The 12,486-nt window shown below is 30.4% G+C and carries 11 protein-coding genes; 4 read left to right on the forward strand and 7 right to left on the reverse strand.

Translation table 11 applies throughout. From position 1 onward, the window contains the following. From GKP30_RS04640 to GKP30_RS04670, 7 genes are all read right to left on the reverse strand, one after another. On the reverse strand, positions 1–687 hold the full coding sequence (locus tag GKP30_RS04640; RefSeq protein ID WP_216828237.1) for a glycosyltransferase: 687 nt from the start codon (positions 685–687) through the stop codon (positions 1–3). Positions 688–710: 23 nt separating this feature from the next. Next, positions 711–1,403: a sulfotransferase family 2 domain-containing protein gene (locus tag GKP30_RS04645; protein WP_216828238.1), complete on the reverse strand. Its 693-nt coding sequence runs from the start codon at positions 1,401–1,403 to the stop codon at positions 711–713. 37 nt (positions 1,404–1,440) lie between these two features. Next, positions 1,441–2,670, reverse strand: coding sequence for a glycosyltransferase (locus GKP30_RS04650; RefSeq protein ID WP_216828239.1), 1,230 nt, complete (start codon positions 2,668–2,670; stop codon positions 1,441–1,443). A gap of 1 nt (position 2,671) precedes the next feature. After that, positions 2,672–4,552: a glycosyltransferase gene (locus GKP30_RS04655; RefSeq protein WP_216828240.1), complete on the reverse strand. Its 1,881-nt coding sequence runs from the start codon at positions 4,550–4,552 to the stop codon at positions 2,672–2,674. Positions 4,553–4,594: 42 nt separating this feature from the next. After that, complete coding sequence (locus GKP30_RS04660) at positions 4,595–5,533, reverse strand: glycosyltransferase family 2 protein (protein ID WP_216828241.1); 939 nt, start codon at positions 5,531–5,533, stop codon at positions 4,595–4,597. Positions 5,534–6,194: 661 nt separating this feature from the next. Beyond that, the gene (locus GKP30_RS04665; RefSeq protein WP_216828242.1) at positions 6,195–6,932 is read right to left on the reverse strand and encodes a sulfotransferase; all 738 of its coding nucleotides are present in this window, start codon (positions 6,930–6,932) and stop codon (positions 6,195–6,197) included. Between the two features lie 22 nt (positions 6,933–6,954). Then, positions 6,955–7,713 carry a sulfotransferase domain-containing protein gene (locus tag GKP30_RS04670; protein ID WP_216828243.1) on the reverse strand — a complete coding sequence of 253 codons (759 nt, stop codon included), beginning with the start codon at positions 7,711–7,713 and terminating at the stop codon, positions 6,955–6,957. 102 nt (positions 7,714–7,815) lie between these two features. Here GKP30_RS04670 and GKP30_RS04675 point away from each other — a divergent pair, with 102 nt between their 5' ends. The 4 genes from GKP30_RS04675 (at position 7,816) to GKP30_RS04690 (ending at position 12,360) form a co-directional block, all read left to right on the forward strand. Beyond that, the gene (locus GKP30_RS04675) at positions 7,816–8,541 is read left to right on the forward strand and encodes a glycosyltransferase (protein WP_216828244.1); all 726 of its coding nucleotides are present in this window, start codon (positions 7,816–7,818) and stop codon (positions 8,539–8,541) included. 97 nt (positions 8,542–8,638) lie between these two features. Beyond that, positions 8,639–9,367 (forward strand): glycosyltransferase family A protein, encoded by a 729-nt coding sequence (locus GKP30_RS04680; RefSeq protein WP_216828245.1) that lies wholly within the window; start codon positions 8,639–8,641, stop codon positions 9,365–9,367. A gap of 894 nt (positions 9,368–10,261) precedes the next feature. Further along, on the forward strand, positions 10,262–11,218 hold the full coding sequence (locus GKP30_RS04685; protein ID WP_216828246.1) for an NAD-dependent epimerase/dehydratase family protein: 957 nt from the start codon (positions 10,262–10,264) through the stop codon (positions 11,216–11,218). A 2-nt stretch (positions 11,219–11,220) separates the two neighbouring features. Beyond that, complete coding sequence (locus GKP30_RS04690) at positions 11,221–12,360, forward strand: glycosyltransferase family 4 protein (RefSeq protein ID WP_216828247.1); 1,140 nt, start codon at positions 11,221–11,223, stop codon at positions 12,358–12,360. Positions 12,361–12,486: the final 126 nt, after the last annotated feature.

Here is a 12,486-nt window from a genome sequence, read left to right on the forward strand (position 1 = left end):
TTAACTTTTTGTCACATACGGTCTAAAATCCCTAGTCTTACAAACAACTAAACTATCTCTCAAATAGCTCTTATCACTTCTTTTTTGGGTATGAGTGTTTTTATCAACTCGTCTAACACATACATAGTTATACCTATCTGTTGCATAAAATTTATACCCCTTTTTTTGACACTCTTGTAAGAAATACGAATCTGTAGAAACCTCTGCTTTAATAAATTTAACTTTATTATATATCTCCTTCTTAAAGACAATTGTTCCTCCCTTAATAAAACCAGTAAACCTATTTTCATTATTCGGGAAAAAAATAGCTAGAGTATTACTCTCTTCAAAGTACATGAAAGTAGAATGTTTTCCTACAATTGAAGCATCCGTATTATTAAATGCTTCCATCGCTTGAAAAGTGTAAAAAGCTGCATAATAGTCATCATCATCAAATTTTGCTATAGTATCATATTTTGCTTTCTCGATCCCAAAGTTTAAACACTCCCCCAATGAATAGCTACTAGGCAACTGAAAAACAGAAACATCTTTAAATTGTCTAGCTTGTTTTTTCCAGGTATGAATATCCATGTCATCATTGTTTAGAATAATAATTAATTCCTTGCTATTCCAAACTTGTCTTTCATAGTTCTCAAACACATTATTCATAAACTCTTGCCTTGTTGTACAAGTAATAACTGTAACCATTTTCTCCCTCCCAATAATAAAAATTAATTATTGATGTTATTTAACTCATCTTCAAGTTTTTTCTTAACCCAACTATATAATTGTAAATCTAAACTGTTCATTTCATTTATTTTTTGAATAATATTTTTTGGTACTTCACTCAACTTCGGTCTATTTTTAGTAATATTCGCATTTTTATAGGAGATATCATTCCAATTTAACTTTTTCTGCATTAACTTAAGGGACTCATCAAACATTTCATTAATCCCTATAACTACAAAATACTTTTCTAGGTTTTCTTTCGCTTTTGTGAGATCAGTACTTGATCCCCCAGAACAGTAATGTACCATTAAATTTTCTGTCTCTAACTTAAATCTACTCTCTTTGCAATTTAAAAAATCCTGTAAATCCATATTTTCATTGATTATTTTCGACCCAATATCTGTCTCCCATCCCCTTTTGACTCTTTCTATATGGTGATAATAACTTGAAATGACACGATCAACAGGATCTCTTAACATTGTTATATATCTTTCTTTGGAACTTATCTTATGATAGCCAAAAACATGATGCCCCATTATACATTTTGTTTGAGCATTAAAATATTTCGTATCCTTCACTGGTCCATCTACCCTAACAATTTCATGAGGTTTAAATTGCTTTTTTAAAACCAAAGATAAAGATGTCCCTGCTGTTTTGGGGATATGCATAAAAATTAGAACTTCATGAGTATACACCTTAATCACTCCCAGAACTTTTTAAAATTCAAGAGTATTATTCTTGTATTATTTTTTGATATTGTCTTTCATAACTAACTGCTTCTTGTTCAATGGTTGGTATTATTTGTTTTGTCATATTATTTTTAATACTGTTTAATATTAGAGGATTATTAATAACCTTTTCGAGAACAGTCTTCAAATGAACGACATCTCCTTTTCTAAATGTAAAACCATTTACTCCATTTTTTATTTTTTCTGACATTCCACCGCAATCTGTTGCTATTACTGGAACATTACTTGTTAGCGCTTCGTGTAAAACTAATGGATAATTCTCGTACCATAGAGATGGTACAACCACAACATCTACTTGACTAAATACTTTTCCTAATTCTCTCTCAGAAAAAACTCCACAAAAATTAATTCTATGATCTTCTTTAGAAATTTGTTTAATTGTATTAGCATATTTTTTATCTATACCTGAACCATAAACTTTTAGTCTTACTCTAGGTGTCCTAATCCTATTAAAAGCATCAATTAAGACATGAAGCCCTTTATAACTAGCAAAAGTTCCAGCAAAGCAAAAAGTTAGTTTATCATTCCTCTTATAAGTTTTCCTATTTTTTAAAATATTTTTATCACTTATACCATGGTTTATTACTTCCACTTTAAGTTCTGATATTTCCTCATTAAACATTTGTGCCAAAAATTTTGAAGGAGAAAAAACTTTTTTTGAATTTTTTAGGATTTCCATTCCTACTTCTTGTCGCCTTTTTACAAATTGTTCTGAGTAACCACATGAGTTAATGCAATATTCACCGTTTTCGGAGCCTGAACAAAGGTTTCCATCATTTTTTAACATAATTGTTTTTGGACAAATAAAATGATAATCAGTTAAAGTTATTAGATAAGGAATTTTCAAACTTATTGCAGCATTAATAAATTCCGTAATTCTCATTGGATGACCAACATGAATAATATCTGGCTTCTCTTTTTCTAATAAACATTTTGCAGCATTAAATAACCCTTCATCTTTAAGTAATGAATGCAGCTCGTTTGGGTATTTTTTGTGCCTAACAGCAATTACTGGCACACCTTTAATTGTGTATTCTTTCAACAAAATATCATCCAGGTTTCGATCGAAACTTCCAATATCCTCTAAACTGTAGGTAATTACTTTTACCTGGTGACCACTCGTTTGCATATTCGTTGCCATATTTAAAACAAACTTCTCTGTTCCTGTATAAAACATCGGATAAAATTGATGGACAAGATAGAGGATTTTCATATTAGACTCCCCCCATTAATTCAGTGTTTATAGAAATTATCTCTTGATTTAATTTGTTTGAACCTAAATAATAATTTGCAAAAGATACGCCTATTATTTGAGCATAAACTTTGTACATACAAACGATGAATTCCTTCAAATTACGCTCATTTAAAACCTCATATTTTTCTTCCAAAAATCTAAAAATTATGTTTAAAAAACTTATATTTGAATTTAACAATTGACCTTTATAGGGGATATTTGGATATTTCTTTGAGTATTTGTTGGATATTTTTTCTAAAAATAATCTAAAACTAGGATCTAGATTATTATCATTATTAAAATTGTAGGTATGGTGAAAAATAGGGTATGACAGTTGGTTCGCTTTTTGGAGTTGGTTTTGCATAAGTTCTATGAATCTTTTAGTTTTAATAGGCGTTTTAATTTCTTGCAATTCTCTTTCTATTAATTTAGATATTATAAAATAATTAAAGACAATATCATCATAAAGTTCTTGAATTTCAACTTTATATCTCACATTTTCTGAAAATAACTTTGCTAAATAAATTCTATCAACATAACCTCTTTTAAGAAAATAGTATGGCTGACGAAGATGTGAATGAATAACCTTTATTGATGATGTAAATGCAAGCTTATATCCATCTTTGACGAGTCTTAATCCAAGTTCTAGGTCTTCTGCATATTTCGCTCTAAACCTATACTTTCTAAATATATTTGTTTTCATAAGACAAGCAACATTTGATAAATTTGCATTTTTCCTTAAATTAATTGGGGTTGACGTTTTAGGTTTTTCAAAAATCATATCATTTTCTAATACACCTAAAAATTTAAAATGGTTCCACATACATGCTCTATAATAAATGTCTGCATCTTCCCTAGGGATTTCAGAACAACTGACTGCAACAACTTGACGTTCTTCAATTACTTTATAAAGTTTAAAAAGCCATGTGTCAGAAGACGGAAGGGCATCTTGGACAGTAAAAAGAATATATTCATGTGAAGCAAAAGAAGCTCCTAAATTTCTTGAATATGAATGTGAGAATTTGTCATTACTAATTTTAATTATTTTTAAGCCGTATTCTTTTGCTTTACTTACAGTAGAGTCTATACTTCCAGAGTCAACTATTATTATTTCTATTTTTTCAAATCCTTTTTGTTTTTGCAAAGATTTTAATAAATCCTCAAAGACATACTCACTCATAGCATTATACGTAGGTATTACAACCGAGACGGACGGCTTTTTATTATTTTTAAGGTGTTTAAATGGCAATAATGTAGAACTTTTAGTTCTAAGTTGATCAAAAACTGGGTTTTTCTTAGAGGAAATTATTAAACCTGTTTCATTAGTAGTTACCGCCTGATTCCTAATTAATTGTAGATTCGTCCTTGGATGATCCCAAATTCTTAAATCGTATACTTCTCCTTTGAAGTATAGATCATAATTTTCAATACCTCCAAACTGGTTAGATGCAAAAGGAATTTTAGTACTTGTTAAACCACTTTTAATATACTTTCCATTTAGATAAAGAGATGGTGTCTTATTTTGATAAACGATAGCAATATGTGTCCAGTTATTTATTTCTGTTTGATATACTAAAGTAACTGGGAAATATTTATAAGTATGTTCTGCTACGACAATACCATTAGTACCAACCGAAACACCAACACCTGCATTTATTTTCTGCATACCGTGTGATGGTGCAATTAAATATGATTGTCCTAATGACCCATTTAATCCTCTTTCTGCTTCTTTAGGTAACATTATTTTGTTAACAGGTTTTACCCAAAATTCGTATGTGAAATTTTCCTTTAATTTATTAATTGTTGAGCTAATAGTAACTATTTGATTTTTTTTAAAGAGGAGTTTTTCATCATTGTTCATACTCTAAAACCTCCCGACTTCACCACTCATGATTCACTTTGACTATTTAAAACCGTTTTCTCTATTTTTAAGTTCAATGAGATCTTTTCGAATTTTTCCATGTTCCATTCCTAACATTTCACAGTATCCTAAAAAATTCTTCATAAAGTTCACTTCATTTGGCATAGTATATTGAATTTTGATTGATTTGCAAAAAGATAAATTAATTGGTTTCCTACTGTATTTAATATTTTTAAAAAAATCATTTAGTTTAATATCTTGTTTATCTTTCATAATATTGAACCACTTTTGCCAATGAGTTGATTGGCCATTTACTCTATCATGCCTCGCTAAATTATTTACCCATCCAATTGCTGTTTTAAGTTTAGCCTGTTCAATTGAGCGTATTGGAAAATGTGCAATAAATAAATTCTTTAGTTTTTCCCTTTCTACCTTAATACCGCTCAATATATCATGATTACCTTGTCTTATGTTTGGTGCATATTTTTCGACAATCGTTCTAGTAAAGAATACTTTAGGGGAATTTATATCACCTGTAGTATTTACTATTCGCTTGGGGATAAAAAGTTCTTGGTGGTTATCTGAAGTATCTGGAATATAATTAAATCTATTAAGGTAATATACTTTATTTAAATCTAATACATTAATAATGTCTCTAGGATTTCCATTATTACAGATTAGAAATTCATCGGCATCTAACAAAAAAATTATATCGGGATTATATTTTTTAAATGTGCTATATAATAGGTCAGTTGTCTTTTTTCCTTTTATAAATTCCATAGATTTATCTCGTATTAACTCTAAAGAAAATCCTTCTGTTATTAATTTTTCAAGTATTGGGACTGTATTATCAGTGCTATTATTATCTAAAATAACCATTCCGTCAAAAATATATTGGTGATATCTAATAAAAGACTCAATGATATCTGCTTCATTTTTTACCATACTTATTAAAAATACTTTTCTTTTATTAGTTGTCACTTGATATCATCCTTTCTTAGGGGCTGCTTATTAACCAATAGGGGATATTGGGTGAGAGTTCGGAAAATGGTAAATAATCTTGATCTAGATAACCATACATTTGTATATATAAATCATACTTTTTGCCTTCCCCCTAGGTATGGCCTGAGGGAGGTTTTGCGTTCCATTTATATTTATATTTGTATTGATAATGCGTTTTGAGTACTTTTATATAGACATGAGCTATTGCTGCAAAATTAATGATGGCATATTATACTTGGTTAAATACTTTACTTACTCAACGCTTTTACTTAAAATACAATGAAAATAGCGATAATTAGGAGGTTGATTAAAACTATTCATATTATCAACATTGCCTGCATATGTTAATGTATCTTTGTTTGTTATAAAATTATTAGAATTCTTTAGCAAATGATTGATAAAATTAGAACCAATTATCCTGGCCACGAGTTACTAGTAAGTGTTTACTCATTTCAACTTCATATCTTTCCATACTTACAATATGTAGCTTCTAAAAAATCGTTACCATTTAATAAAGATGAACAAACATTATAAATCTATTTTGTTTTTACCAAAAAAAAGCACAAGACATTGATGCTTTGTAAAAACAAAAAATACCTAGTGCTCGATAATAAATATTTATTTTATATTTGCCACACTATTAATAACCTAGTTCGATCATATTTTGACTACAACTATTTTTTATTAATTGTGTTATATTAGGTGATAGTTGTGCAGTTTCACTACTTCCAATTTTTCTATTTAAGACACGGTTAACAATACTCATATCTAATTTACCAAGCTTTATAATTAGATCCATCGTATCTTTATCCCTACTCACGATATCCTCATACTTTATTAAAAATGCCTTATCATCTCTTTTGCTAAACTCAAGATAAAAAGAAACATGGTTATTCCATTTTGTAATATATTCATGGATTGTGCTTTCATTCCATCTTGTATTCGATAAGCTTCTCCAAGAGTCGATAGGATTACGCACCAATAAAATAATATTACAATTAGGAAAGCATTCTCTTAACAATGTTATCTCTTCTTTTCCATAACGAACTTCTTTAAATCCAATTACATCATGATCTTTACTAGTATAAAGTGTATTTAAAAACACTTTCGCCGATTCAATGATAGATTCTTTTACTAAATGTTGTTCGGGTGTTATCCTTGCAATCCAGTGGTTTGGATTTTCATTACTTCCAAAATAATTTCTTCTTTCCCTACGACTATTTATGGAAAAGGTTTTTACTTTATTATAAATGATACAGAATTCCTTTAAACAACCTAAATGTTCCCCCCAAATCATCGTTTGTTTTCTTGAATTAAAGATGCGTTGCAGCATTGTTGAGCCAGAGCGGTGTGTAGCCGATGATATAATAAGATCCATATTTTCACCTCTTTATAATATATTAATAGTTCCATCCAAAGTTTCTTCCTAATAAGTTACACAATCTATCGTTATGAGGTTTATAGAATTCATTTAAGCGATTTCTTGTTTCTTCATACATAGGGGAATACTTACCAACATTATATTTTCTACTAGTTTCTATATTTGAGGATGGTAATTCTAAAAAGCTTATTAATTGATTTATGTTTTTAGATGGATCTTTAAAAAACTCTTCACTTTGTAAAATAAGAAATTGTTCTTTTGGAAAGTATCTCATCCATTCTTTAAGATGTTCAGCATAAAAACCTCTATATAAATATCTCGCTTGGGTTGTTTTTCCTTTTTTAATTAGTTTTTCTTCATTACTAATTACTTGCTCAAAGGATAAATTTTCAAGTCCTCTCTTTATTCTATAATGATAATTTGAGTAAACTCTATCAACTGGATTCCTTAATATAACAATTAACTTGACATTAGGCATTAATTTAAAGACCTTTTTAGGAATATGAGAGTGTTCCAAGTAATTTGGTGTTGCTTCTCCAGTTATACTAATTTCATTTTTATCTAACTGTGGAAATTGAGCTTTGTACCAATCAATACCTTTATTAAAATGGTCTGGGTTATTAAAGAAATGAATTTCTTTTTTTACTGCAGGAATAACATTAGGATGTTGAATTATATATCTAAAAAGAGAGGTTGTTCCGCTTTTTTGTGCGCCAATTATTAGGAAGTCGGGCAGTTGATTAGTTTGTTCATAATCAAAATAATAATCTTTTAACATAGTATTAATGGACCTCCTTCCTTTAGAGTAACGTTACTATCATCATATGTACTTTAATTTTAATTGAAACGGCTGTTAACATTATTTAAAGGAGTTTTGATAATGGTTTCTATCGTAACGAGTACTATTAGAGATAATCTTATAGATAATGTTTTTCAAAATTATCAAAATCAAATTTGGGAACCTAAAGAGTTAATTGTAATTTTAAATAAAAATGAAATGGATATTGTTAAGTGGGAAGTAAAAGCAAAACAATTTAAGAATGTAACCATTTATCAGATGCCAGAAGATCTAACACTCGGGGAATGTTTAAACTTTGGAATCACAAAAGCAAAATTTGACTATATTGCGAAATTTGATGATGATGATTATTATGGCCCATATTATCTTAATCATTCAATGCACGCTTTTAATCAAACAAATGCTGATATTGTTGGAAAAAGAACTGCTTTTATTTATTTTGAGAGCAGAAATTTATTAGCATTACATACACCTAATTTTGAAAAAAGATTTATGACTAAGAACATATTTGGACACTATCAACTATTAAAAGGTTCAACTTTAATGTTTAAAAAGGAATTATTAAAAAAAGTTCAATTTCAAAAAAAGAATTTAGGAGAAGATACTGACTTCTTAATAGATTGTGTGGTCAATGGATTAAAAATATATTCAACTAGTAAATACGATTATGTAAATATAAGAAGGAAAAACTTATCAGATCATACTTGGAAGGGTACAGAGAAAAAAATTTTAAAAAAATGCAGAACTATTGCACAAACTAACAACTATCAGCAATTTGTAGTAAGAAAACCCGAAAACCTAAATTGATATAATGTGTTTCAATAAGTATATAGAATGAACAGGTGAGTACAACGTTATTTAACTTAGGGTTAGAGAGAAATTTATTTGTAAGGAGTTTTTTAATATGGTTTCTATAATTACTTGTACCAATAGGCAAGCCCAAATAGATTATGTTTTTCAAAACTTTCAAAATCAACTATGGGAACCAAAGGAATTAATTGTAATCCTAAATAAAGACGATATGGATATTAACAAATGGAAAGAGAAAGCTCATAGAATGAAAAATGTAACAATTTATCAAAAACCAGAAATATTGACACTTGGAGAATGTTTAAACTTTGGCATAACAAAAGCAAAATTTGACTATATTGCCAAATTTGATGATGACGATTATTATGGGCCGTATTACCTTAGACATTCTATGAATTCTTTCAAACAAACAAACGCTTCTGTTGTTGGAAAAAGAACAGCTTTCGTTTATTTTGAAAGGGAGAATGTGTTAGCGCTTCACACACCAAACTATGAGAATATGTTTATTACAAAAAAATTACTTGGGCATTATCAACTTGTAAAAGGAGCAACTTTAATATTTAAAAAGAAAATTTTTGAAAGGGTACAGTTTAAGAAGATCCATCAAGGTGGAGATACACAATTTATTAAAGATTGTTTAGCGCATGGTTTTCAATTCTATTCCACAAATAAATACGATTTTGTCCAAATTAGAAGGAGCGATTTATCATCCCATACTTGGAAAGAAAAGGAGGAAAGCATACTAAAAAGATGCCAAATTGTGTCACGAACTAAGGATTTTGAAAGCTTTGTAATCAAGAAGCCTAATGACTTAATTCAATAAATTGTCTTCTTTTATTATTCCTGTCTTGTTTAATGAAAAAATTTCTGATTTATACATTTGAGCGCTAAGTGTGGTAAGTTTAATAACCCTAATAAAATGCACAACAATGAACTTACCACCACATTTAAAAAAGAATTTCTCACCACCAAGTCGTTTAAGTCTATTAATCACCTTTTGCTTACTTTCAAATTATCCTATAAACTAAACGGTTTTACTTTTAAAAGTGGTTTATGAGTTCCCGTACAATCCACCAACCTTATAATATACCAAAATGTACATGGCTTTCTTTTATATACCCATTGTTGACATTGGTAATTTCTAATTCGTCTCTTGTTGACAGATTTTTCTCCATAAAAAACATGCTCATCAAGCATATAAACTCCTTTTGCCCTACTGTAAGAAGATGTTATTAATTATATTAGTAAAGGGTTTTAACCATGTTCCGCCCCCACCTGCTTAAATTAACCCCTTTATCTTTTCACATCCTTTTATCATCCCTCTATTTCCTTGTTAGTACACTATTCCCAACCTTAACGGTAAGAAAGTTGTCCTAGTAAGAAAAAGGCTATCCCTGTAAATAGCTATTTTAAAAACTAATCTTCTCTAAGCCCCCCGTTTTACACAGTAACCTGAATACTATATTCCTAAAATTTTTGGATGAAAGTATGATTTTTTAAAAAATAACTAGGACTTTACCCATTTTCTGTTGTTACACTAGGATATTGTCACGTCTATCCCCTGCCCATTAATACGATATATTAGCCACTAATTGTATTTTTTATTGTTGTAAGGAAGGAGTTCGCAGATGAGTACTTACGAAATTGGAGCAGGGTGTGTAGGATTTACAAAAAAAATTAGATACATCGGCTTCCACTATTTAGGGGTGGGGCAATTATGAAGATATTAGTGACAGGTGCTGCAGGCTTTATCGGTTCACACCTATGTGAACACCTATTACTTGATAAAGAGAATGAAGTGATTGGTGTGGATGGCTTTTTAGGGTTTACCGCCTCTTCCATCAAACAACGTAACCTTCATCATCTCATAAAAAATCCACGATTCCAACTGATAAAACATGACCTACTTCATATTAACTGGGAAGAGTATTTAAAGGATATAGATATCATCTACCATTTAGCTGGGATGCCAGGAGTGAGATCTAGTTGGGGTAAGGAATTCGACATTTATGTTTCTTATAATATTAATGTCACCCAGCGGTTACTAGAAGCCTGCCGTACACTGCCTATTAAGAAATTCATTTATGCTTCTACTTCTTCTGCGTACGGTGATAGGACAGGAAAAGTGACTGAAGATGCAACTTGCAAACCTCTATCCCCATATGGTGTGACAAAACTAACTGGAGAATATTTGTGTAAAGTCTATCATGAAAATGACGGTGTACCCATTGTAATTTTAAGGTACTTTACTGTATATGGACCTAGACAACGACCTGATATGGCCTTTCACCGTTTTATAAAAAAAATGGTATTAGATCAACCTATTCAAGTCTATGGTGACGGTAAGCAGACTAGAGATTTTACGTATATTTCTGATTGCGTTAAAGGAACTGCAGCTACACTTTATACAAACAAACCAATTATTGGAGAAACAATTAACATAGGTGGAAAAGAAAGAGCCTCTGTTTTAGAGACCATTTCGATAATAGAAAAACATTTGCAAAAAGAAGCTAAAATAGAGTTTACGGGAAATACTCGTGGTGAACCGAAACATACCTGGGCTGATATCTCAAAAGCTCAAATGTTACTTCACTACCAGCCAAAGGTCTCTCTCAAATTAGGATTACAAAAAGAAATTGGTGATATCAGATTACTTTACGAGGGGGTGGTGTAACTATGAAAGTTGCTTTAGTATGTACGGAAAACCTCCCCTCTCCTGCAATAAAAGGTGGTGCCATTCAAGTTTTGATTGACGGAATAGTACCCTTATTAGGCGAAAAATATGATATTACGATCTTTTCTGTAGCTGATCATATTCTACCGAAACAAGAAATCATCGATAACATTCATTATATCCGAGTGCCTTATAAAAATTATTTACGGGAAGTAAAAAAATATTTATCAAAATCCCAGTTTGATATTATCCAAGTATACAATCGTCCAAAAGCCATACTTCACTATAAAGAAGTAGCCCCTAACAGTAAGTTTATTCTAAGCCTTCATAATGATGTGATGCGCGAGGATAAAATACCTTATGAACTAGGAAAAAAAGTAATCGATGTTTGCGATCGAATCTTAACAATTAGTCATTTTATTAAGGAAAAAGTCATAAAACGGTTCCCAGAAGGGGAGAAGAAGACAACCGTTGCCTATTCTGGTGTTAACTTAAAAGATTTTTCACCAGTTTGGTCTTCTCATATTCAACCTATTCGGCAACATTATCGAGAAAAGTATGGCGTTAAAGATCAAAAAGTTATATTGTTTGCTGGACGCCTCTGTAAATCTAAAGGACCCCACCTGCTAATTCAAGCAATGAAAAGTATATTAAAAAGACAACCTAATGCCGTTTTAGTTATAGCTGGCGGGAAATGGTTTAGTGATAATTCGGTTAACCATTATGTACATTTTCTCCACCAATTAGCTAAACCATTAAAGAACAAAGTTATTTTCACAAAATTTATTCCAGCACAAGAGATACCGAAATTCTTCCTTATGGCTGATCTTTTTGTTTGTAGTTCACAATGGGAGGAACCACTTGCCAGAGTGCATTATGAAGCTATGGCTACTGGACTTCCGATTATAACGACAAACCGAGGCGGCAACACCGAAGTCATTAGCCATTTAAAGAATGGATACGTTATTGATGATTACAATCAACCAGAGGCGTTTGCAGATGCGATTGATTACTATTTATCGAATCCGACAGTCGCTTCAAAGCTTGCTGTAAATGGTCGATTACTCGTCGAAGAACATTTTCAATATAAACATACCGTTAAGAGGCTTGAAACAGCTTATGAGTCTGTAAAGAAAGTATAATAAAATAAATTAGCAATAAGGGATTGACTATAAAACGTTCTCCATGACAATCCCCTTGTTTTATATTTTTAATATTCATTTTTATAGTTACATTTACTCAAATATTCCACCCTAAACTTTCTGAAA

It is taken from the genome of Alkalihalobacterium elongatum, assembly GCF_019024285.1.
In the GTDB taxonomy this organism is placed as follows: domain Bacteria; phylum Bacillota; class Bacilli; order Bacillales; family Bacillaceae_F; genus Alkalihalobacterium; species Alkalihalobacterium elongatum.

Bases quoted from the DNA above. Each gene is read 5' to 3' on its own strand.
- GKP30_RS04640 (WP_216828237.1), bottom strand. From the start codon at position 687: ATGGTTACAGTTATTACTTGTACAACAAGGCAAGAGTTTATGAATAAT.
- GKP30_RS04675 (WP_216828244.1), top strand. From the start codon at position 7,816: ATGGTTTCTATCGTAACGAGTACTATTAGAGATAATCTTATAGATAAT.
- GKP30_RS04665 (WP_216828242.1), bottom strand. From the start codon at position 6,932: ATGGATCTTATTATATCATCGGCTACACACCGCTCTGGCTCAACAATG.
- GKP30_RS04670 (WP_216828243.1), bottom strand. From the start codon at position 7,713: ATGTTAAAAGATTATTATTTTGATTATGAACAAACTAATCAACTGCCC.
- GKP30_RS04690 (WP_216828247.1), top strand. From the start codon at position 11,221: ATGAAAGTTGCTTTAGTATGTACGGAAAACCTCCCCTCTCCTGCAATA.
- GKP30_RS04650 (WP_216828239.1), bottom strand. From the start codon at position 2,670: ATGAAAATCCTCTATCTTGTCCATCAATTTTATCCGATGTTTTATACA.
- GKP30_RS04685 (WP_216828246.1), top strand. From the start codon at position 10,262: ATGAAGATATTAGTGACAGGTGCTGCAGGCTTTATCGGTTCACACCTA.
- GKP30_RS04655 (WP_216828240.1), bottom strand. From the start codon at position 4,552: ATGAACAATGATGAAAAACTCCTCTTTAAAAAAAATCAAATAGTTACT.
- GKP30_RS04680 (WP_216828245.1), top strand. From the start codon at position 8,639: ATGGTTTCTATAATTACTTGTACCAATAGGCAAGCCCAAATAGATTAT.